This is a genomic window from Stenotrophomonas sp. (genome assembly GCF_032066555.1).
Classification (GTDB): domain Bacteria; phylum Pseudomonadota; class Gammaproteobacteria; order Xanthomonadales; family Xanthomonadaceae; genus Stenotrophomonas.
Genome location: NZ_DAMBKV010000009.1, coordinates 142,178 through 163,543 on the forward strand (window position 1 = coordinate 142,178; position 21,366 = coordinate 163,543).

Sequence of the window (21,366 nt, forward strand, 5' to 3'; positions counted from 1 at the left end):
AGTGTGCGGACGATAGACAGCGGGAATGCAGCCACCAATAACGATTTGGGACTAGGGCTAGGGTAGCTGGGCGGTGGCCGTGCCAAACTGCTGCGATGAGTCTGATCAAGGTACTTGTTGCCGACGACCATCCCTTGTTCCGCGCCGCAGTGCTGCATGCATTGCGCGACGGCGGGGCCGTGGGCGAGATGCTGGAAGTGGCCAGTGTCTCGGCGCTGACCGAGGCAGTGGCCGGGCACGCCGATGTGGATCTGGTCCTGCTGGACCTGACCATGCCGGGGGCGCATGGATTTTCCTCGCTGGTGTGGCTGCGGGGTGAGCGGCCCGAGCTGCCGGTGATCATCATTTCCTCCAACGACAATCCGCGGGTGATCCGCCGTGCCCAGCAGTTCGGTGCGGTCGGCTTCATTCCCAAATCCGCACCTGTGGAATCGATAGGGGCTGCAGTGGCTGCGGTGATGGACGGTGATACCTGCTTCCCCCCGTTGGCAGCGGTGCGCTCCGAGCACGACGCGCTGCTTGCCTCACGGCTGGCGCGGCTGACCCCGCAGCAGATCCGCGTGTTGCTGTGCATGGCCGATGGCCTGCTCAACAAGCAGATCGCCCATGTGCTGGGGCTGGCCGAGAACACGGTGAAGGTACATGTCACCGCCGTGCTGAAGAAGCTGGAGTGCAATAGCCGCACGCAGGCGGCGGTGTTGTTGAAGACGCTGGAGGCGGAGTGGGAGCCGGAGTAGCCCAGGACGTTGGGGTAGTGCCGAGCCATGCTCGGCAGAGGCTTTCCCGGTAATGCCCCAGCCGAGCATGGCTCGGCACTACAGGCGGGGCATTCCGGGTAATGCCCCAGCCGAGCATGGGTCGGCTCTACAGGTGGGGCATTTTGGGTAATGCCCCAGCCGAGCATGGCTCGGCACTACAGGTGGGGTATTTCGGGTAATGCCCCAGCCGAGCATGGCTCGGCTCTACAGGTGGGGCATTCCGGGTAATGCCCCGCGCACGGCTCGGCGCTACCGTGCAGCGCATACCAGTGCTGGCTCAGCTCGCGCGCTGGTATAGATGCGTCATCAGCGAACGCAACGCCGCGGTTCGTGCCTGCTTGGAAACAAAGCCCCAGTTGCGCTCGCGTGCGAGCTCGCGCAGGTCCGGGTCCTGTTCGGCGGTGAACAGGATCACGCCGGGCTCGTTGCCCCAGCGTTCCACCAGCAAGGGCAACAGCGCAGGGCCGCTGATATCGCCCATGCGCACATCCAGCAACAGCAGGTCGGGGTCGTTGCCTGGCTGTGCTGTGGCCTGTGCCGCATCCACGCCGCCGGCGAACTCCACCTGGCAGCCCCAGCGTTCCAGCAGCAGGCGGGTGGCCAGGCTGATGCGTGGATCGTCGTCGATGCACCAGGTCCGGCACCCGGCCAACAGCGAGTCCATCTGCGGTTCCTCCGGCAACATCACCGGCAGGGTGCAGCAGCCAACATCACCGCGTGGCAGGCTGACCGAGAACACGCTGCCACGCCCAGGCGTCGAGCGCAGGCCGATGCGGTGATCGAGCAGGTGGGCAATGCGATCAACGATGGCCAGACCCAGGCCGGCGCCCGGCTCCTCGCTGCCTGCATTGTCGAGCCGACGGAATTCCTCGAAGATCTCCTGCTGGCGTGCCTCCGGGATGCCGGTGCCGGTGTCGTGGACTTCGATGCGCAGCTGCTCGCCATCGCGGCGACAACCGACGACGATGCGCCCGTTGCGGGTATAGCGCACGGCATTGGACAGCAGGTTCTGCAGGATACGCCGCAGCAGTGCCTCGTCGCTGCGCACCACCGCGCGGGTGGCGACATGGCTGACCCGCAGGCCACGCGCATTGGCGAGGATGCCGAACTCGATGCTCAATGCTTCGAGCATGGGCTCCAGCGCGAAGTCACGGACCCGTTTCTCAAGCGCGCCGGATTCGAGCCGGGAAATATCGAGCAGGCTGGTCAGGATGCCATCCTGTGCGGTCAGCGCATTGTCGACGTTGTCGGCGATGTCGCGGCTGGTTGCATCGGGCAGGCGGCTGCGCAGCGCCGACAGGAACATGCGTGCGGCATTCAGCGGCTGCAGCAGGTCGTGCACGGCTGCGGCCACCAGACGCGTCTTGGCCTGGTTGGCCTCCTCGGCATCACGCTTGGCGCCGGCCAGGTCGTGGGTGCGCTCGCTGATCCGCAGGCTCAGTGTATCGGCCAGCGAACGCAGATCGCGGGCGGCATTGCGGTAGGCGGTGATATCGGTATAGCTGGTGACAAAGCCGCCATCCGGCAGCGGGTTGCCGCGGATCTCGATCACATTGCCGTCGCCACTCTCGCGTTCGTGCATGTGCGGGGTGGCCGATCGCAGGTGGTTGAGCCTGCGTTCGATGGCTTGCTCGATCGGGCCAGGGCCGAGCAGGCCGCGCCTAGCGTTGTAACGGAAGACGTCGGCGATCGGCCGGCCTACCTGGATCAACCCCGGCGGGAACCGGAACAGTTCGACATAGCGCCGGTTCCAGGCCACCAGGTTGAGCTGGGCATCGACCACGCAGACGCCCTGCGGCAGGTGCTGCAGGCTGGCGCTCTCGCCATAGTCGGCGGCACGGGCGGCATGCACCACGCCGTCCTGGGCGGTACGCAGCTCCTGTGCGTGCAGTTCCACCAGTTGCTCCAGCTCGCGACGGCTGCGCTCGCGCAACCGCGCCAGGCGTTGCCGTTGCCATAGGCCATAACCGAGCAGCAGCACCGCGATCAGGCTGGCCATCACCGCGGCGGCAAAGCTGCGCGCGCTGTTGCTGCTGCTGGCGGTACTGCGCAGCAGATGCAGGGTCCATTGCTGTTGCGGCAGTGGCTGCGAGACCCAGATCACGTCGCCGGCATCGGCCAGTTCCGCCCGCTGTTGGTTTGGGCCCAGTCGTGTGCCGGGCGAACGCTGCAGCAGCTGCCGGGGCAGCTGCGTGTACTGGCGGGTGCGCTGGAGTTCCTCGCGGACCTTGTCATCCAGTGCCTGCAGGGTCAGATAACGCCATGGTCGATGACTGGAGAGAAAGATCACACCGTTGCTGTCGCTGACGAAAACCATATCGGCGGTATCGGCCCAGGTCTGCTCCAGCGGCCGCAGGATGACCTTGACCACCACCACGCCGACCGGCTGGCCGCGCTCGTCGCGTACCGCTTCAGACAGGAAATAGCCGGGCATGGCGGTGGTCACGCCTTCGGCATAGAAGGTGCCGCTGCCGTCCTGCATTGCCTGCTGGAAGTACGGGCGGAACTGGTAGTCATTGCCGACATTGTTGCTGCGTGGCATGCGCCAGTTGCTGGCGGCCAGGGCCAGTCCGTTGCGGTCGAGCAGGGTCAGGGTCGAGGTGGCGGCCACGCCATTGACGCGCTCGAGTTTGCGATTCAGGCGCTTCAGCTCCGCCTGGTCGAGCGTGGGCCGGGCCAGGGCGCTGCGCACATCCGGATCCAGCGCCAGCACCGCTGGCAGCACACGGTGGCGTTCGATCAGGGCCTGCAGGGCCTCGCCATGCAGGTGCAACTGGGTGGTCGCGCGCTCGGCGTCGCCGGCAAGGCTGCTGCGCTCGAAATGGCGCAGGGCCACCAGCCCGGTCGCGGTGATGGCTACGCTGGCTGTGAGTGGCAGCAGCCAGCGCATGCGGCGCCGATGGGTGGGAAAGAACGGCATGCCCCCGATGGTCTGGCAGCGCTGTCGCAGCCGGCCATAGGTCTTGTCCGGTTATTGGCGAGGCCGGCCTGGAAGTGCTGGCTGGATCGCGCGGCGTGTTGGCAGTAACACCAATGCGTTATCGGCGGCGCGCGCTTTGGCGGGTAAAAAACAACCGGTAGTGAACTCGAGGTGTTCCCCGTCATGCTTGCCCCTTCCGCTTCTGTTGCCGGCCCTTGCGGGCGTCGGTTGCCGCTTTATCGCCAGTTGTATGTACAGGTGTTGGTGGCGATCGCGCTGGGCGTGCTGCTGGGTCACTTCGAGCCGCTGTTCGCCGAGCAGCTCAAACCGCTGGGTGACGCTTTCATCAAGCTGGTGAAGATGATCATCGCGCCGGTGATTTTCCTGACCATCGTCACCGGCATCGCCGGGATGACCCACCTGCGCAGCGTTGGCCGGGTGTTTGCCAAGGCGATGGCCTATTTCATGTTCTTCTCCACCCTGGCACTGGTGGTCGGCATGGTGGTGGCGCATGTGGTGCAGCCCGGCGCCGGCATGAACATCAATCCTGCTGATCTGGACCAGAGTGCGGTGGATGGCTACGTGCAGCGCTCGCATGAGCTGAGCCTGGTCGGCTTTGCGCTGGACATCATTCCCAGGACCCTGCTCAGCCCCTTCGTTGGCGACAACATCCTGCAGGTGCTGTTCGTGGCCGTGCTGTTCGGCATCGCCCTGGCCTCGGTTGGCGAGAAAGGACGGCCGGTGCTGGCCCTGCTGGAAGCGCTGACGAGCCCGGTGTTCAAACTGGTGCACCTGCTGATGAAGGCTGCGCCGATCGGTGCGTTCGGCGCCATCGCCTTCACCATTGGCAAGTACGGCATCGCCTCGCTGGTCAACCTGGCCTGGCTGGTGGGCGCGTTCTACCTGACCTCGCTGCTGTTCGTGGTGGTGGTGCTGGGCGCGGTGGCCCGCGTCTGCGGGTTCTCGGTATTCCAGCTGGCCCGCTACCTGAAGGCCGAACTGCTGCTGGTACTGGGCACCTCCTCATCCGAATCGGCGCTGCCCTCGCTGATGGAGAAGATGGAGCGGGCCGGCTGCAGCAAGTCCGTCGTCGGCCTGGTGGTGCCTACCGGCTACTCGTTCAACCTGGATGGCACCAACATCTATATGACCCTGGCGGCATTGTTCATCGCCCAGGCCACCAACACCGAACTGAGCCTTGGCCACCAGATCGCGCTGTTGCTGGTGGCCATGCTCAGCTCCAAGGGCGCGGCCGGGGTTACCGGTGCGGGATTCATCACCCTGGCCGCGACCTTGGCGGTGGTGCCGGAGGTGCCGGTGGCGGGCATGGCGTTGATCCTGGGCGTGGACCGCTTCATGAGTGAATGCCGTTCGTTGACCAATTTCATCGGCAACGCCGTGGCGACGGTGGTGGTTTCGCGCTGGGAGGGGGCGCTGGATCGGCAGCGCCTGGCACTGGTGCTCGCCGGCATGGAGCCGTCGGAACTGCCGCCTTCGCAGACGACGAGGGCCTGAGCTTTACCTGTGTGTGTGTGCGTTTTTGCGCGGGGCTCGCAACCGAGCAGGCGGCCCCGCGACTTTTTTACCGTCCCGAGCCTGTCATCCCCAGGGCGGAGACTTGCACACATGCGGTTGCGTGGAAGGATCGGAATTGTGCGGTTGCAGCATGACTGCGACAGCATAGCGACAGGTCCAGCCGCCTTAACGGCGTTATCATCTCCCGTCCTTCTTGCCCATTAGCGCTCACAACTCGATGTCCAACGAAGATTTCAAGCAGGCCGCCCTCGAATATCACCGGATGTCGCCGCCCGGCAAGATCAAGGTGGTGGCTACCAAGCCCATGTTGACCCAGCGTGACCTGTCGCTGGCGTATTCGCCGGGTGTGGCACATGCCTGCGAAGCGATCATGGAAGACCCGGCCATGGCCAGCGAGATGACCGCGCGCGGCAATCTGGTTGGCGTGATCACCAACGGCACCGCCGTGCTGGGCCTGGGCAATATCGGCCCGCTGGCCGGCAAGCCGGTGATGGAAGGCAAGGGTGTGCTGTTCCAGAAGTTCGCCGGCATCGATGTGTTCGATATCGAAGTCAATGAGAACGACCCGGACAAGCTGGTCGAGATCATCGCCTCGCTGGAGCCGACCTTCGGCGGCATCAACCTGGAAGACATCAAGGCACCGGAGTGCTTCGTCGTCGAGCGCAAGCTGCGCGAGCGGATGAACATCCCGGTGTTCCATGACGACCAGCACGGCACCGCGATCATCGTCGGTGCTGCCGTGCTCAACGCCATGGTGATCACCGGCAAGAAGATCGAAGAGGTCAAGCTGGCCACCACCGGCATGGGCGCGGCGGGTATTTCCTGCGTCAATATGCTGGTTTCGTTGGGTTTGAAGCCGGAAAACATCCTGGCCTACGACCGCGACGGCGTGATCCACACCGGCCGTACCGACCTGGACCCGGAAAAGGCCCGCTACGCCCGCGATACCGACAAGCGCACGCTGGCCGAGATCGTTGATGGTGCGGACATCTTCCTGGGCCTGTCGGCCGGCGGCATCCTCAGCAAGGACATGGTCGCCAGCATGGCGCGTGATCCGGTGATCTTCGCCCTGGCCAATCCCTACCCGGAAATCCTGCCGGAAGATGCCAACGCGGTGCGCCCGGACATCATCATGGGCACCGGCCGTTCGGATTACCCGAACCAGGTCAACAACGCGCTGTGCTTCCCCTACCTGTTCCGCGGTGCGCTGGACGTGGGCGCGACCACCATCAACGAAGAAATGAAGGTCGCCTGCGTGCGCGCGATTGCCGCGCTGGCGCGCAAGGAAGCGTCCGACCTGGGCTCGGCCTACGGCGGCGAGGTCCCCAGCTTCGGCCGTGACTATGTGATTCCGCGTCCGTTCGACCGGCGCCTGCTGGTCGAGCTGTCCTCGGCCGTGGCGCAGGCGGCGATGGACTCGGGCGTGGCGACCCGCCCGATCGCCGATATGGCGGCCTACCGCGACAAGCTGGCCCAGTTCGTCTACCGCACCAGTCTGTTCATGAAGCCGGTCTATGACCGCGCGCGCTCGGACAAGCAGCGGGTGGTCTACGCCGAGGGTGAGGAAGAGGTGGTGCTGCAGGCGGTGCAGAACGTGATCGACGAAGGCGTGGCCTTCCCGATCCTGATCGGCCGTCCGGACGTGATCGAGGCCCGCATCGAGCGGCTGGCCTTGCGCATGCGCGCCGGTGTCGATTTTGAAATCACCAATATCAACGACGATCCGCGCTTCAACGAGTACTGGCAGTACTACCACGAGATGACCGGCCGCAAGGGCGTCACCGTGGCCGCGGCCAAGAACCTGATGCGCTCGCGTCCTACCCTGATCGCGGCGGTGATGGTGGCCCGCGGTGAGGCCGATGCGATGCTGTCGGGCCTGGTTGGCCGCTTCCACAAGAAGCTCGGCTATGTGCGCAGCGTGATCCCGCTGGAATCCAAGGTCAGCTCGACCTCGGCCATGACCGGCGTGATCAACAACCAGGGCGTGTTCTTCTTCGTCGACACCCATGTGCAGGAAGACCCGAGCGTCGAGCAGATCGTCGAATCCACGCTGCAGGCGGCCTACCGCATGAAGCTGTTCGGCATCGAGCCGAAGATCGCGCTGCTGTCGCATTCCAACTTTGGCAGCCACGATTCCAAGGACGCGCTGAAGATGCGCCAGGTACGTGAGGCGCTGCTCAAGCGCAACCCGCGCCTGAACGTGGACGGCGAAATGCAGGGTGACACCGCATGGGATGAGGCATTGCGCGAGAAATTGCTGCCCAACAGCACGCTCAAGGGCCGTGCCAACCTGTTCGTGCTGCCCAACCTGGAAGCGGCCAACATCGCCTACAACCTGGTGCGCGTGTTCACCAACGGGGTTGCGATCGGCCCGATCCTGATGGGCATGACCAAGCCGGTGCACATCCTCACCAGCAGTGCCAGTTCGCGCCGCGTGCTGAACATGACCGCGATTGCCGCGGTGGATGCGCAGATACGCAAGCAGATGGAAGCCGAACGCGCAGGTTGATTGCCAACCCGCATGCGTCAAAGCAGAGCCGGCCTTGCGCCGGCTTTTCTTTTGCCGGTGATGCGAGAACTGCCGATCTTTTGTAGGAGCGGCGTCAGCCGCGAAGCAGGCGCTCCGTCAGATGGAAGAATTGCCTGATACCTTGGGAATGCCAGCTTCGCGGCTGACGCCGCTTCCACAATCAATGGCATGTGTATCGGACAGGCGGCGCCGGTTGAATTCCCGGTCGCCGCCAAGCATCAGAACTGTGGAATCTTCTGCGCCTCCACTATCTGCAATACGAGTTTGCGGGTAGCTGCGCGGCAGGAGCGATAGGCCAGCAACAACCTCCGCTCCGACGGGTCATCCACCAGCTCTGCGTTTTCGCTGGGGATCGCCGCGGAGATTGCATCCAGTTCCCCGCGCCCTGTCGCCAGCCATTCAAATGAAACGTCGGTCACCAGTGCGATGGTGATCAGACGCATCGTGCTGGGTGATATGCCCGTCGGACTTTCCCAGTTACCCACCGCGCTACGGCTTACTTTCAGTTGGCTGGCCAACTCCGCCTGCGTCATCTTCATCTTCCTCCGCGCTTTGCGGATGCGGATTCCCAGATGGTCATGCATAAATTTCTCCTCGAGCGTTGACCATGAGAGCCGACCAAAAGCCTAAGCCATTGCGAGCTTGCGCAGTCGGCAAAGACTTATTGTCAATGTTCATTACGTCCGTGGATTATCCGAACGAAACTCGTCATCGATATTGACGACTTTTGCCAATGTAACTTGCAACTGCTGCCCGTGTTGTTTGATGTCGCTAGGCTGCACTGCGAGCTGCGAAACCAATGGGATTTCCTTGGGAAAACGCTGATAGCTTGATTGGCTTTTGTCTTATGCGTTTAACTGCTGGTGCATGTGTGTCGCAAACCGAATCGAATGAAAAGCTGCAGGCTGTCGATCAATGCAGGTGGGCGCGGATGGGGTTCAAAGGGTCTGCAAAACTGTATGCATGTGCCGCGGGTACATTCGCACTATTGGTCGTCGGGTGGGGCGTACTTTCCATTCGCACGGACAACGACTTGGCCGCTATTGCGGGCCGGCTGGTGCCGGTGCAGGGGATGGCGACGGTGGTGGCGCCGGTGGGCGGGGTGGTCCGCTGGCTGGATGTCGATGATGGCAAGCGGGTGGTGGAGGGGGACACGCTGGCATTGGTGGTCAGCCAGCGGACGATGCCCGAGATCGGTGATGCGAATGTGGCGCTGGAGCTTGGGCTGCGGCAACGCGAAGACAGCATCGCACTGGCGCGCGACGCGCTGAAGGAGCAGTTGGCGGCGCAGGCTGCAGGCCTGCACGAGCAGATGCAGGCGGCACGCACCGAGGCACGGCAGATCGGATTGGAGATCGCCACCCGTTGCGAGCAGATACGCATCGCCGACGCCGTGCTGGTCCGTCTGCGGGAAGCCGCGGGCTCATCGGTGGCCGGGTTTGCCGCGGCAGAGCAACAGGAGGCGCTGCTGCTCGATTACACGGTGCAGTTGCAGTCGCTGCGTCGACAACAGGCTGCCGCGCAGCGCCTGATCGCGCAGTTGAAGCAGGCCATGCAGGAGCTGCCGGGGCGGCACAAGGCCAATGAAGCCACCTACGCGGAGCATCTGGCGCAACTGCGCCTGGATCAGGTTGAGAACGAGGCCAATGCCGCTTTGCTGGTGAAGGCGCCGGTTGATGGCGTGGTGGTTGCGCGGCTGGTCAAGCCGGGGCAGTCGGTCCACCCTGGCCAGCCGCTGCTCAGTGTATTGCCCGGCGATGGTCGGCTCGAGGCCGAGTTGATGGTGCCCGGGCGCGTGATTGGCGCGCTGGCGCCCGGTGATCGTGTCGTGCTGCGCTATCAGGCGTTTCCGCATCAGAAGTTCGGTGCACAGCACGGCACCATCGCCCACATCAGCCGCACTGCAGTGGACAGTGAAGAGGCGAGCTTCACACCCAAAGTGCCGGTGATGAGGGAGGCGTTCTATCGCGTCACCGTCGAGTTGGCCGATCAGGCCATTCTTGCCCATGGCCGGCTGGAGCCGCTCAAACCCGGCATGATGCTGGATGCGCTGGTCAGCGGCGAGCATGAGCCGCTGAGCGATCGCCTGTTGCAGCCGGTGTATTCGCTTGGGGGCTGGCTGGGTGGGCGTTGAGGTCGCCAGCCGCGCCGGCGGGTGCTGTTGGCAGGCGGGTGCGGTCGCCACAGCGCCAAGGCCGGGATGCCACCACATCACCGGGTTTTGCGATGATGGGCAGTGCTGCCTGGCGTACGCGGGTGCGATGCAGGGAAGGTGATGTGCATGGATTCGGGTATTGATCGCAAACTGCCGAGGGCTGGATTCCGATGATGAAGCGTTTTTGTTGTTCCCTGGCCGTGGCCCTGTCGCTGGCGGTGGTACCACTGGCACAGGCGAGCCGGGCCAGCGCCGACCTGCCCGGCGGCGTGCAGGCCGGGCCCTGCGTCGAAGGCGTCTGCGAATACCGCCTGCAGAACGGTCTGCGGGTGCTGCTGTTCGCCGATGCCAGCAAACCGACGGTGACCGTCAATCTGGTCTATGGCGTTGGTTCATTGCACGAAAACTATGGTGAAACCGGCATGGCGCACCTGCTTGAACACCTGTTGTTCAAAGGCACGCCGAAGCACCCGGATATTCCGGGCGAGATGCAGCAGCGCGGGATCAGCAAGAACGCGACCACCTCGCTGGACCGCACCAATTACTTCGCTTCGTTTCCGGCAAATGACGAGACGCTCGACTGGGTGCTGGGGATGGAGGCCGACCGCATGCTCAACGCCAACGTGGCCAAGGCCGACCTCGACAGCGAGATGACGGTGGTCCGCAATGAGATGGAAGCCGGTGACAACAATCCGGTCGGCGTGCTGATGAAACGCATGCGTTCGGTGGCGTTTGATTGGCACAACTACGCGAACATGCCGATCGGCGCACGCTCGGACGTCGAGAATGTTCCTATCGAGAACCTCAAGGCGTTCTATCGCACCTGGTATCAGCCGGACAACGCCTTGCTTATCGTTGCCGGCCGCATTGACGCCGGGCGGGCGCTGGCCCGGGTGGCCGCGCATTTCGCACCGCTGAAAAAGCCGATGCGGACCTTGCCCGGCTTCCACACCGTTGAACCGGTGCAGGACGGCGAGCGCGAAGTCAGCGTGCGCCGTAGCAGTGAGCTGTCGCTGGTTGCCGCCAGCTATCACGTGCCGGCGCTGGCGCAGGCTGACAACGCGCCGCTGACGGTGCTGGGCAATGTGCTGGGAGACAACCCCAATGGCCGCCTTTACAAGGCGATGATGGAAACCAGGCTGGCCGCCTTCGCCACCGCCAGCAGCGAGACCCTGCATGATCCTGGCTTGTTCACCCTGATGTCGGTGCTGCCCAAGGACGGCGACCCGGACAAGGTGGAGGCCGAGTTGTTGAAGCAGGCAGAAGCCATCGCCGCGGCGCCGATCACCGAGGCGGAAGTGACGGCTGCCAAACAGCGTATCGCCAATGCCATCGACAAGCGCGCCAGTGACGTCAATGCGATGGCGATGGCATTGTCCGAATACCAGGCCGCCGGCGACTGGCGCCTGCTGTTCGTGCAGCGCGATGCAATCGAAGGCGTGACTGCTGCCGATGTAAATCGTGTTGCAGCGGCCTACCTGAAGCCGCAGAACCGTACGCTCGGCCGCTTTGTGCCGACTGCCGTACCGGACCGCGCAGTGATTCCCGCCGCGCCCGCCGTTGCGGCCCTGGTGGATGGCTACAAGGGCCGAGCGGCAGTCAGCGCAGGTGAAGCGTTTGATCCCAGCGTGGAGAACATCGCCGCGCGTACCGAGAGTTTTGTCATCGGCGACGGCCTGCGGGTTTCATTGCTGCCCAAGCGTAATCGCGGGCAGACGGTAGCGTTGACGGCGACGTTCCGCTTCGCCGACGAGCAGGCCATTACCGGGCGCAGCGAGGCCGGTAGCTGGGTAGGACCGATGCTGATGGCGGGCAGCAAGCGTCTGGATCGTGGCCAGATCGCCGCCCGCTTTGATGCGCTCAATACCCAGGCGCAGGTGAGCGGTGGCATGCAGGGTGCCAGTATCGGCCTCAACGGAAAGCGCGAAAGCTTGGCCGAGGCCCTGCGACTGGCAGCCGACGTGCTGCGCAACCCTGCATTCCCGCAGGCCGAGTTCGAGCAGCTGCGGCTGCAGGCGATCACCGGGCTGGAGTTCCAGCGCAAGGAGCCGGGAACCCAGGCATCGCTGGGCTTGAGCCAGTATTTCGATCCGTGGCCGGTTGGGCACCCGCTGCACGTGCAATCGATCGACGAGTCACTGGCCCGATTGAAGGCGCTCAAGCTGGAGGACGTGCGTGCTTATCACAGGGATTTCTACGGCACTGCGGAAGGTGAGATCGCGGTGGTTGGCGATTTCGATCCAGTGACATTGAAAACCGAGTTGCAGGCTTTGTTCGCCGACTGGAAGTCGCCCAAGCCCTATGCGCCGATCAGCACCCATTACCGGGATGTCGCGGCCACGCATGAGCGCTTCGTCACTCCTGACAAGCCCAATGCGGTACTGCTGGCGCGGCAGAACATCTCGATCAATCTGGCTGATGCGGACTTCCCGGCGCTGAACATCGCCGTCGCCATCCTCGGTGGCGACCCGCTCAAGGCGCGCCTGGGCGATCGCATCCGCCAGCAGGATGGCCTGAGTTACAACGTCGGTGCCGGGCTGAGTGCCGACGAAAGTCGCACGGGCCGTGATGACAACGGCAGCCTGAGCATCCAGGCCATCGCTGCGCCGGAAAACATGGGCAAGCTGGAGGCGGCGTTGCGTGAGGAGCTGGTCCGGCTGGTCGCCGACGGCATCACTGCGGAGGAGCTGCGCAGCGCGGTGGCTGAGAAAAAGGTGGCGCGCGAGCAGTCGCGCGCGGCCGACGGCGCCATTGCAGGGCTGTTGAGCGACCATCTGTACTACGGGCGCGACATGTCGTTTGAAGCGCAACGTGATGCCGCCTACCAGGCGCTGACGGTGGAGCAGGTCAACGCTGCCATCCGCAAACACCTCAAGCCGGAGCGGCTTAGTGTGTTTGTCGCCGGGGACTTCAAGTAACGACGGCACAGGGCAAGCCGGCAACGGGGTGGTCGGCGGTCGCCCCGTTGCCGGCTGTAACCGGCGGCACTCAGCATGGGTGACGGGCCAGCGCCGTTGTTTTGACCGACAGGATCGCTACCCGGTGGGCCCAGAGCGACACCAGCAGCCGGGTAGGGCGGGCTTGGCCGGCTGCGTTGGGGTTGTCGCCGGCTTTTTGCCGCATCCGGGTGCTTCGAAGCGGCTGCATCGGCCCGGCACTGCTAGAATTGCGCGGTCCTGGTTTTTTTCGTGAATGACGCCATGAGCCATACCGCCACCGCGCCCGCCAATGCCGAGAAGCGTTACACCGTGCACCGCGCCGACCTGCCGCTGAGCTGCCCGACGCCGGAAATGGCACTGTGGAACTCGCATCCGCGGGTTTACCTGCCGATCGAGAACGAACCCAATGGCGAGGCTGCCTGCCCGTATTGCGGTTCGGTGTTCGTCCTGGCCGACTGATCGTTGACCGATGCGCCGTTTGACGGTGGTGCAGTTGCTGCCTGCGCTGCATTCCGGCGGCGTCGAGCGTTCAACCCTGGAAATTGCTGCTGCACTGGTGTCCGCCGGACACCGGGCCATTGTCGTGTCCGCCGGTGGCCGCCTGCTGCAGCCCTTGCTGGACAGTGGTGCCGAGCATCTGACCCTGGACATCGGCCGCAAGTCGCTGCTGACCCTGCGGCACGTGGCCTCGCTGCGGCGCCTGTTCAGCGAAACCGGTGCCGACATCGTGCATGCGCGTTCGCGCTTGCCGGCCTGGCTGGGCTGGTATGCGTTGCGCGGCATGCCAGCGAGCCAACGGCCGCACTGGATGACCACCATGCACGGGCTGAATTCGCCCGGCCGCTACAGCGGCATCATGGCCAGTGGCGAACGGGTGGTCTGCGTATCGCAGACCGTGCGTGACTATCTGCTGCAGCACTATCGGCAGACCGATCCGGGCAGGTTGCGGGTGATTCCGCGCGGCGTGGACGTAGGCCAGTTCCCGCGCGTGGAGCGCAGCGACCGCCGGCCGCGGCTGGCGGTGGCGGCACTGCATCCCTCCCTGGCGGTGGCGGTACCGCTGTTGCTGCTGCCCGGGCGCGGCACCCGCCTGAAGGGACATGCGCATGCCTTGCATCTGCTGGCGGCGCTGCAACGCGAGGGCCAACCCGCGGTGCTGTGGATGCCGGGCGTACGCGAGCCGGGCCGCGAAACCTATGTGCGCGAGCTGGAGCAACTGGCAGGAACGCTGGGGGTGGCCGAACAGGTAGTGCTGAGCGAACCCACAGCCCGCATCGCCGAGGCCTATGCCGCCAGCGATCTGGTCCTGCAGTTGTCGGATAAACCGGAGGCGTTTGGCCGTACCGTACTGGAAGCGCTGTCGGTTGGCCGTCCTGTGGTCGGCTGGAACCATGGCGGCGTGGGCGAACTGCTTGGCCAGCTGCAGCCCTCCGGTGCGGTCGCCCAGGGCGACATGCAGCAGCTGACGCAAAGCGCGCTGCAGCTGCTGCAAGACCCACCATCCCTTCCCCGACGCATCCCCTATACGTTGCAGTCGATGCAGCGTGCGACCCTGGACGTCTATGCAGAACTTGCTGGCTGATCCGTCCCCTGCAGTGGCTCCGCGCCAGCCAGGCTGGTGGGCGCCGATCTGGGTGATCGCCTATGTCGCATTGTTGCCGTTGCCGGGTATCGCCGAATCGGTGCTGGTGCTGGGCGCCTTGTTTACCGTGGTGCGCCTGTTGCTGCTGCGGTTGCGCAAGGGAAGCGGCATCCGCAGCCTGCTGGGTGTGCCGGCATTGGCGCTGACCAGCGTGTTGTTCTGCGCGTATTGGCTGCCGCAACTCGGTTCGGCGATAGGCGCGGAGGATCCGGGGAAAGTCTGGGGCAAGGTCGCCGGCGGGCTGCGCTATCTGCCTTTCATGTGGTTGGTGGCGATAGCCGTGGGTACACCCCGGCGGCGCAACACCACCTTCAGCGGGCTGGCGTTGATCAGCGGGTTGTGGACGCTGGATGCATTGCTGCAGGCCGGTAGTGGGACCAGCCCCCTGTTCTGGAGCCTGGATCAACTCAAGTGGCTGAGCAGCGGGCATGGGCTGTGCTCATTGGACGAGGTCGCGGCAGCCGACCGCCTGCCAGGCATCTTCGGCCCCTGCAATCTGAAGTTCGGCCAGGTCCTGGCCAGTCTGTCGCCGTTCCTGCTGTTCCTGGCCGGCGCGCGTCTCGGCCGTGGGGGCTGGTTGTTGGCCGCCGCGGCGGTTGGCGCGGTGCTGGTGCTCGCCGGTTCGCGCGCTTCGCTGATCACCTATGCGCTGGTTCTGCTGATCTCCGGCTGGCGCCTGCTGGGAACGAAATGGCTGCTGCTGGTGATGCTGGCGGCGGTTGTCGGCATTGGCGCGCTGGCGGGCGGCTCGGCACAGGTGCGCGAACGTTTTGCGCGCACGGCGATGGCATTCGGCGGCGGTGCCGAGGGGCTGAACGAAGCCCTGTCCGGGCGCGGCCAGATCTGGTCCGCGGCCTTGTGCATGGTGCGCGAGCACCCGCTCAACGGGGTGGGGGCGCGCGGTTTTCGTGATGCCTACCCGGGCTGCAATCCAACCCCGGCGCAGGATCCGGTGTGGGGCGAGGGCCCGGCGCTGCACGCCCACCAGATCGTCCTGGAAATCCTTGCTGAAACCGGTGTGCTGGGCCTGCTGCTATGGATCGCCGGTGCGGCGATGGCCTTGCGGGCCTGGATCTATTCCGGCCCGCAGGCGCGTGATCGCGCGCGTCCGGCAGCGCTGGCCTTGCTGGTGACGGTATTCCCGCTCAATACCCATCTGGCGTTCTACTCCGCATTCTGGGGTGGCGTGACGGTATTGCTGGCGGCGCTGTATGCCGGTGCGCTGCTGGCCGAAACCGACGGGCAGGACCCTTGAGCCAGTCGGCGGTTGCGGTGTAGCCCGGCTCAATCGTAGAAGTGGCTGCGGCCTTCGGGCTGGCGCTTGAAACGACGGTGGATCCACAGGTACTGGTCCGGTGCCTCGCGCACCATCTGCTCGATCGCGGCGTTGACCTGGGCGGTATCGGCAACGGCATCGTCGGTGGGAAAGCCGGGCAGGGGCGGGGCGATCTTCAGCACATAGCCACTGCCGACGCGGCGATGGAAGTACGGCACCACTGCGCAGCCGGTCATCCGCGCGAACTGATGGGTGGCGGTGATGGTGGATGCGGGCATGCCGAAGAACGGCACGAAGACCGAATCCTTGCCGCGCATGTCCTGGTCCGGCGCGTACCAGAGGAAGCCGCCCTTCTTCAGGTGGCGCACCGTGGCGCGGATGTCCTCGTTGGCGAACATCGCGCAGGCGTACTTGAGCCGCCCGCTTTTTACCGCCCATTCCATTACCGGATTACGGTACTTACGGTACATGCCGGCCAGCGGTACGTGATCGCAGAGCAGGCGGCCGCACATTTCCAGGGTCATGAAGTGGCCTGATACCAGCAGCACACCACGGCCTTCGGCCTGCAGTGCCTTCAGGTGCTCCAGTCCCTCCCATTGCACCTGCGGGCGGATGACATCGATCTTGCCCCACCAGGCGCGGGCGAACTCGAACACACCGACGCCCAGTGCATCGAAGCTGTCGCGCAGCAGGCGCTGGCGCCAGGCCTCGTCTTTCTCGGGGAAACACAGTTTGAGATTGACCTCGGCCGCGCGGCGGCGGCTGCGTGCCAGGTGCAGGGCCAGCCAGCCGATGCCACGGCCCAATGCTCGCTGCAGCGTCCATGGCAGGCGCGCGGCGACGAAGGCGATGCCCAGCCAGGCAAAGGTGGGCCAGTGGCGTGGCTGCAGCAGCGAGGGCCGGGTGGCGCTGGAGGGTGAATCGGACATGCGTCGATTCTAAGCCACGGGCGGTGACGGGGGAGCAGATGGGGTTTGCTGGAGTGGGCGGGCAGATGCCGGCCCGGCTGGCGATGACCGGGCGGTGCGCATGCGCGGGGAATGGCTGGAACGGTGTCCAGGCACGGCGTTGCAGTGTGCAGCCGCGGCCCTTGTCTCTCGCATTTTCGGTGTTCTCCCGTATCCTTCGCCGATGCGTAAGGATCCTGTTGAACTTCTGCTGCGCGGCATTTACTCCGCGGTGCTTTACCTGCTGCTGCCCATCACCGTGTATCACCTGGTATGGCGCGGCTTTCGTGTGCGCGAATATTTCCGCCGCTGGGACGAGCGTTATGCCTCGTATCCGGATAGCGGCAGTCAACCGCGGGTGTGGTTGCACGCGGTGTCGGTGGGCGAGGTCAATGCGGCAGCGCCGCTAGTCAATGCGTTGCGTGCACAGCGCCCGGATATCCGCTGGATCATCACCACCATCACGCCCACCGGCTCGCAGCGTGTGCGTGCGCTATGGGGCGATGCGGTGGATCATGTGTATCTGCCATACGACGTGCCGGGCAGCGTCAGTCGCTTTCTCGAGCACTTCCAGCCCAGCCTGGCGCTGATCCTGGAGACCGAGCTGTGGCCGAACATGTTGTTTGGCTGTCGTGATCGCGGCATTCCGGTCTACATTCTCAACGCGCGCCTGTCGGCGCGGTCGTTGAAAGGCTATCGCGTGCTGAAAGCGCTGGTTGGGCGTGCGCTGCGCACGGTGACCTGCGTCGCCGCGCAGTCGCAGGCGGATGCGGAGCGCTTCATCGAGCTGGGCGCTCTGCCCGAGCAGGTGCAGGCGCTGGGTAATCTGAAATTCGATATCCATCCGCCGGATCCGACGACGGTGCTGCAGGCGTTCCACCAGCATGTACCGGCGACGCGACCGATATGGATTGCTGCCAGTACCCACGAAGGTGAAGAGCAGGCGGTGATCGAGATCCATGCGCGCTTGCTGAAGCAGCATCCGGATGCCTTGCTGCTGTGGGCGCCGCGGCATCCCGAGCGCTTTGCCAAGGCCGAGGCGCTGGCGCGCGAGGCCGGCTGGCGCGTAGCCACGCGCAAGGCACAGCAGTGGCCCGATGCGGATGCGCAGGTATTCGTGATCGATACCCTGGGCGAATTGATGGCGTTTTATGCCTGCGCGCAGGTGGCATTCGTCGGCGGCAGCCTGCAGGCCATCGGCGGCCACAATCTGCTGGAGCCGGCAGCGATGGGTACGGCCGCGGTTACCGGCCCGCACCTGCACAACTTCGCCGAAATTTCGCGACGGATGGATGAGGCTGGAGCGCTATGCATCTGTGCTGATGCCGCCGGAGTGGAGGCAGCCGTGTCGCGTCTATTGCAGGACGTGGCCGAGCGTGAGCGCATGGTGCAGGCAGGGCGCGCGCTGGTCGCCAATGGCCGTGGCGCGCTGGAACATACGATTGCATTGATCACACCGCAGTTGCCGCCGCCGAGTGAGTCCGCTGCCTAGCCGGGGTAAGCGAAGCGCTGGGGCCTGTTTGTAGGAGCGGCGTAAGCCGCGAAGCTGATGGTGCTTGAGTCCTCTGCACCCGTGCACGCTTATACGGTGCTTGCTTCGCGGCTTACGCCGCTCCTACAACGAAGCAATGCTGTGCTGCACTGGTGGGGGCATCGTTTGGGTGGTGGTGCTCGCCAGCAATGTTCCAGAAACAAGAAAGGCGGGCCGAGGCCCGCCTTTCTGCATTACGTTTCCGCGCAGCGTTACTGCGCGTTGTTCGGCTGCAGCTTGGAAGCGGCATCCACCGTCAGCAGGCGGTTGATGTCCTGGATTTCGCTGATATCCAGATCGCCGATGGCCTGGCTCAACTGCAGGCGGGCCTGCAGGAAGTTGTAGCGCGACGTTGCGTAGTCCAGCTGGGCCTGGAACAGGGTCTTCTGGTTCTGCACCACGTCCAACACGGTACGGGTGCCGACTTCCAGGCCGACCTGCGAGGCATCATAGGCGCTCTGTGCCGAGACCACGGTCAGGCGACGCGCTTCCACTTCGCTGATACCGGCAACCAGTGCCTGGTAGGCATTGCGGGTGTTGCGGTCGAGGGCACGCTTCTGCTGCTCGAAGGTATCCTGGGCGATATCGCGACGGGCCAGCGCCTGACGCACACCGGACTGGGTGGCACCACCGGCGAAGATCGGCACGTTCAGGGTCAGGCCGATCGAGTTGGTGGTGGCATCCGGAACAGCAGTGCCGCTGCCGGTGCTGTCACCCCAACGCGCGCTCTTGCCCCAGCTGCCGCCCAGGGACAGGGTCGGATAGTGGCCGCCACGGGCGGAGGAGACGTTGGACTCTGCGGCGCTGACCTGTAGCTCCTGCGCCTTCAGCGCCGGGTTGCGCGAGACCGCATCGGCGACCAGCTGGTCGACGTTGCTGCGGTTGGCTGGCACTTCCGGGCGGAAGTCGACCGGCAGGCCGCGCAGGTCGCGCACCGGCTGGCCGGTCAGCTCGGTCAGCGCCTGGTAGGCATCTTCCAGTGCATTGCGGGCAAGAATGGTATTGGCGCGGGCCTGATCGTACTGGGCACGTGCTTCGTGCATGTCGGTGATCGGTGCCAGGCCCACTTCCAGACGCTTGTCGGCGTAGTCGAACTGCTTCTTCGCAGCGGCTTCGTTGGTCTCGGCGGCAGTCAGCGACTCGATGCCGACCAGCACGTTGAAGTAGGTGGTCGCAGTACGCACGATCAGCTCGTCGTTGGCCGACTCGAGATCGAAATCGGCAGCCTTGCTGACGTCACGCTGCGCGCGCAGGTTGGCGAACTGACTCCAGTTGAACAGGGTCTGGCTGCCGTTGATACCGTAGTTGCGGGTCTTGGAGGTGGAGCTGCCGCTGATGTCGTCGTAACTGGTGCGGGTACGGTTCAAGGACGCTTCACCGCCGATCTGCGGCAGCAGTGCTGCGCGGGCCTGTACCTGGCCTTCCTTGTTGATCAGGCGCGTGGATTCAGCCGCAGCCAGCTGCGTGTCACCGTTGCGGGCCATTTCGTAGACCTGCAACAGGTCGGCGGCATGGGAAGTCAGCGGAGTGAGGGCGACTGCCAGCGCAAGGGTGAGGGATCGGCGGATCATTGCGGCTTCCTTGGACGGTTTTAGAGTTGGAATTGCGGTGCGGGCGCAGCGCCCTGCAGGTAATCAAGATCGGTTTCGAACAGCGAGGCGACGCTGCCGTCGGCCTGGACCAGCACCGCTTCCATCACCGGCGAGACGCCGCGGATGGCAAACAGGCGGCCGCCAGTGCGCAGCAGCTTCAGCAGTTCCACCGGAACGGTTTCTACCGCACCGGTGATGCAGATGGCGTCGAACTGACGCTGGCTCTGCCAATTCAGGCCGTCGGCCACTTCAATGCGGACATTGCTACCCAGCTTGGCGGCGTCCAGGTTCTGGCGGGCGCGCTCGGCCAGTTCGGGCTGGATTTCCAGGCTCAGCACTTCGCGGGCCAGTTCGCCCATGCAGGCGCTGAGGAAGCCGCTGCCGGTGCCGATTTCCAGCACTTCGTCGGTGGGCTGCAGGTCCAGCGCCTGCAAGGTACGGCCTTCGATGACCGGCTTCATCATCTTCTGGCCATGGCCCAGCGGCAGCTCGATATCGGCATAGGCCAGGGCACGGTGCGATTCGGCGACGAAGGCCTCACGCGGCAGGCGGGCCAGCACGTCCAGCACGCGGACCTCCAGCACATCCCAGGGCCGGATCTGCTGTTCAACCATCATTTCGCGGACGTGGGAGTAATTGATCGTCATGGGAAGCTCATCATTCCTGCGCAGTGGGCCGGCCATTTTACCGGTTACCAGGCACAAAGTACGGGCCCAACATTGCGGCGGGGACCGCGTTGGACGCAGTGCCGGAAGTCATTCGCACCTCCGGTTCATTCAGCTTGCTGGCGCGGGGCATACGCCCGGATGAAGAAATCGACGCTGGCGGCGATATGCACGTCGGCATTGAGTTGGTCCGGAGCGGCGCACAGGCCACACATCATATGGGTATGGACTTCGCCCTTGATCAGGCAGAAGAACTGGCGGGCAGCCAGGGTCGTATCCTCGATGGCCAGCTGGCCACGGCTGACGCGGGCGCCAAGGAACTCGGCCAGGGCCGCCTCGGTGCGGGCCGGGCCTGCCTGCCAGAACATCTGCCGGACCCGGTCGTCGGTATCCGGGGTCATCATCATGCGCTGGGTGGCAATGGCCGCATCGCTGCTGATCAGAGTGAAGAAGGCATGGCCGATACCCAGCAACTGGCCGCGCAGCGGGGCCTCGTTGTCGGTGACGAACAGATCATCGGGCATCATTTCCACGCACTTGGCCTGGATTGCCTCGCTGAACAAGGTGTCCTTGTCGCCGAAATGGCTGTACACCGTAAGTTTGGAGACGCTGGCGCGGGCGGCGATCTCATCCATGCTGACGCCGTTGAAACCCTGCTCGATGAACAATTCCTTGGCCGCCTCAAGGATGGCCGCGCGCTTGCCCAGATCCTTGGGGCGACCCGGACCGGAACTGCGTGGCGTCGCTGTCGTGGCGGCGCGGGAGGATGTTTTCGGGCACATCAGGTAATACTAGACCAGCTGGTTCGATATTTATACTATACCGATGCGTTCAGTAATGGCGGTGAAATCCCGCCATCTCTCTCCCCTTGCGTT

15 protein-coding genes are annotated in these 21,366 nt (G+C 64.6%); 9 read left to right on the forward strand and 6 right to left on the reverse strand.

The window, feature by feature from the left end; all coding sequences use genetic code 11:
- Window positions 1-95: 95 nt before the first annotated feature.
- Window positions 96-737 (forward strand): response regulator transcription factor, encoded by a 642-nt coding sequence (locus RT131_RS12385; RefSeq protein WP_313173111.1) that lies wholly within the window; start codon window positions 96-98, stop codon window positions 735-737.
- Between the two features lie 298 nt (window positions 738-1,035).
- Here the strand turns inward: RT131_RS12385 and RT131_RS12390 are convergent, their stop codons facing one another.
- Window positions 1,036-3,678, reverse strand: a complete 2,643-nt coding sequence (locus RT131_RS12390) for a PAS-domain containing protein (RefSeq protein ID WP_313173112.1) — start codon at window positions 3,676-3,678, stop codon at window positions 1,036-1,038.
- A gap of 183 nt (window positions 3,679-3,861) precedes the next feature.
- On the opposite strand from RT131_RS12390, the gene RT131_RS12395 reads away from it, so the two are divergent.
- Window positions 3,862-5,193 carry a dicarboxylate/amino acid:cation symporter gene (locus RT131_RS12395; protein ID WP_313173113.1) on the forward strand — a complete coding sequence of 444 codons (1,332 nt, stop codon included), beginning with the start codon at window positions 3,862-3,864 and terminating at the stop codon, window positions 5,191-5,193.
- 238 nt (window positions 5,194-5,431) lie between these two features.
- A complete protein-coding gene (locus tag RT131_RS12400) occupies window positions 5,432-7,723 on the forward strand; it encodes an NADP-dependent malic enzyme (protein ID WP_313173114.1) in 2,292 nt (763 codons plus the stop codon).
- A 239-nt stretch (window positions 7,724-7,962) separates the two neighbouring features.
- On the opposite strand, the gene RT131_RS12405 is transcribed toward RT131_RS12400, so the two are convergent.
- Window positions 7,963-8,328 carry a helix-turn-helix transcriptional regulator gene (locus RT131_RS12405; RefSeq protein ID WP_313173115.1) on the reverse strand — a complete coding sequence of 122 codons (366 nt, stop codon included), beginning with the start codon at window positions 8,326-8,328 and terminating at the stop codon, window positions 7,963-7,965.
- Between the two features lie 449 nt (window positions 8,329-8,777).
- Here RT131_RS12405 and RT131_RS12410 point away from each other — a divergent pair, with 449 nt between their 5' ends.
- From RT131_RS12410 to RT131_RS12430, 5 genes are all read left to right on the forward strand, one after another.
- Window positions 8,778-9,878 (forward strand): HlyD family efflux transporter periplasmic adaptor subunit, encoded by a 1,101-nt coding sequence (locus RT131_RS12410; RefSeq protein ID WP_313173116.1) that lies wholly within the window; start codon window positions 8,778-8,780, stop codon window positions 9,876-9,878.
- 194 nt (window positions 9,879-10,072) lie between these two features.
- Entirely contained in the window at window positions 10,073-12,817 is a 2,745-nt protein-coding gene (locus RT131_RS12415; RefSeq protein ID WP_313173117.1) for a pitrilysin family protein, read from the forward strand.
- A 282-nt stretch (window positions 12,818-13,099) separates the two neighbouring features.
- Complete coding sequence (locus tag RT131_RS12420) at window positions 13,100-13,297, forward strand: zinc-finger domain-containing protein (RefSeq protein WP_282267169.1); 198 nt, start codon at window positions 13,100-13,102, stop codon at window positions 13,295-13,297.
- Between the two features lie 10 nt (window positions 13,298-13,307).
- Window positions 13,308-14,420 (forward strand): glycosyltransferase, encoded by a 1,113-nt coding sequence (locus RT131_RS12425; protein WP_313173118.1) that lies wholly within the window; start codon window positions 13,308-13,310, stop codon window positions 14,418-14,420.
- Window positions 14,401-15,735: an O-antigen ligase family protein gene (locus tag RT131_RS12430; protein ID WP_313173119.1), complete on the forward strand. Its 1,335-nt coding sequence runs from the start codon at window positions 14,401-14,403 to the stop codon at window positions 15,733-15,735. Before RT131_RS12425 ends, RT131_RS12430 begins: the two co-directional genes overlap by 20 nt.
- Window positions 15,736-15,764: 29 nt before the next feature.
- Here the strand turns inward: RT131_RS12430 and RT131_RS12435 are convergent, their stop codons facing one another.
- The gene (locus tag RT131_RS12435; RefSeq protein ID WP_313173120.1) at window positions 15,765-16,685 is read right to left on the reverse strand and encodes an LpxL/LpxP family Kdo(2)-lipid IV(A) lauroyl/palmitoleoyl acyltransferase; all 921 of its coding nucleotides are present in this window, start codon (window positions 16,683-16,685) and stop codon (window positions 15,765-15,767) included.
- A gap of 202 nt (window positions 16,686-16,887) precedes the next feature.
- On the opposite strand from RT131_RS12435, the gene waaA reads away from it, so the two are divergent.
- Window positions 16,888-18,195 carry a lipid IV(A) 3-deoxy-D-manno-octulosonic acid transferase gene (gene waaA, locus RT131_RS12440; RefSeq protein ID WP_313173121.1) on the forward strand — a complete coding sequence of 436 codons (1,308 nt, stop codon included), beginning with the start codon at window positions 16,888-16,890 and terminating at the stop codon, window positions 18,193-18,195.
- A gap of 251 nt (window positions 18,196-18,446) precedes the next feature.
- On the opposite strand, the gene RT131_RS12445 is transcribed toward waaA, so the two are convergent.
- From RT131_RS12445 to RT131_RS12455, 3 genes are all read right to left on the reverse strand, one after another.
- Window positions 18,447-19,805: a TolC family outer membrane protein gene (locus tag RT131_RS12445; protein ID WP_313173122.1), complete on the reverse strand. Its 1,359-nt coding sequence runs from the start codon at window positions 19,803-19,805 to the stop codon at window positions 18,447-18,449.
- A 20-nt stretch (window positions 19,806-19,825) separates the two neighbouring features.
- On the reverse strand, window positions 19,826-20,473 hold the full coding sequence (locus tag RT131_RS12450) for a protein-L-isoaspartate O-methyltransferase (RefSeq protein WP_313173123.1): 648 nt from the start codon (window positions 20,471-20,473) through the stop codon (window positions 19,826-19,828).
- A 125-nt stretch (window positions 20,474-20,598) separates the two neighbouring features.
- Window positions 20,599-21,273: a TetR/AcrR family transcriptional regulator gene (locus tag RT131_RS12455; protein ID WP_313173124.1), complete on the reverse strand. Its 675-nt coding sequence runs from the start codon at window positions 21,271-21,273 to the stop codon at window positions 20,599-20,601.
- Window positions 21,274-21,366: the final 93 nt, after the last annotated feature.

Coding starts and splice junctions, on each gene's coding strand:
- RT131_RS12385 (WP_313173111.1), top strand. CDS start 96: ATGAGTCTGATCAAGGTACTTGTTGCCGACGACCATCCCTTGTTCCGC.
- RT131_RS12390 (WP_313173112.1), bottom strand. CDS start 3,678: ATGCCGTTCTTTCCCACCCATCGGCGCCGCATGCGCTGGCTGCTGCCA.
- RT131_RS12395 (WP_313173113.1), top strand. CDS start 3,862: ATGCTTGCCCCTTCCGCTTCTGTTGCCGGCCCTTGCGGGCGTCGGTTG.
- RT131_RS12400 (WP_313173114.1), top strand. CDS start 5,432: ATGTCCAACGAAGATTTCAAGCAGGCCGCCCTCGAATATCACCGGATG.
- RT131_RS12405 (WP_313173115.1), bottom strand. CDS start 8,328: ATGCATGACCATCTGGGAATCCGCATCCGCAAAGCGCGGAGGAAGATG.
- RT131_RS12415 (WP_313173117.1), top strand. CDS start 10,073: ATGAAGCGTTTTTGTTGTTCCCTGGCCGTGGCCCTGTCGCTGGCGGTG.
- RT131_RS12420 (WP_282267169.1), top strand. CDS start 13,100: ATGAGCCATACCGCCACCGCGCCCGCCAATGCCGAGAAGCGTTACACC.
- RT131_RS12425 (WP_313173118.1), top strand. CDS start 13,308: ATGCGCCGTTTGACGGTGGTGCAGTTGCTGCCTGCGCTGCATTCCGGC.
- RT131_RS12430 (WP_313173119.1), top strand. CDS start 14,401: ATGCAGAACTTGCTGGCTGATCCGTCCCCTGCAGTGGCTCCGCGCCAG.
- RT131_RS12435 (WP_313173120.1), bottom strand. CDS start 16,685: ATGTCCGATTCACCCTCCAGCGCCACCCGGCCCTCGCTGCTGCAGCCA.
- waaA (WP_313173121.1), top strand. CDS start 16,888: ATGCGTAAGGATCCTGTTGAACTTCTGCTGCGCGGCATTTACTCCGCG.
- RT131_RS12445 (WP_313173122.1), bottom strand. CDS start 19,805: ATGATCCGCCGATCCCTCACCCTTGCGCTGGCAGTCGCCCTCACTCCG.
- RT131_RS12450 (WP_313173123.1), bottom strand. CDS start 20,473: ATGACGATCAATTACTCCCACGTCCGCGAAATGATGGTTGAACAGCAG.
- RT131_RS12455 (WP_313173124.1), bottom strand. CDS start 21,273: ATGTGCCCGAAAACATCCTCCCGCGCCGCCACGACAGCGACGCCACGC.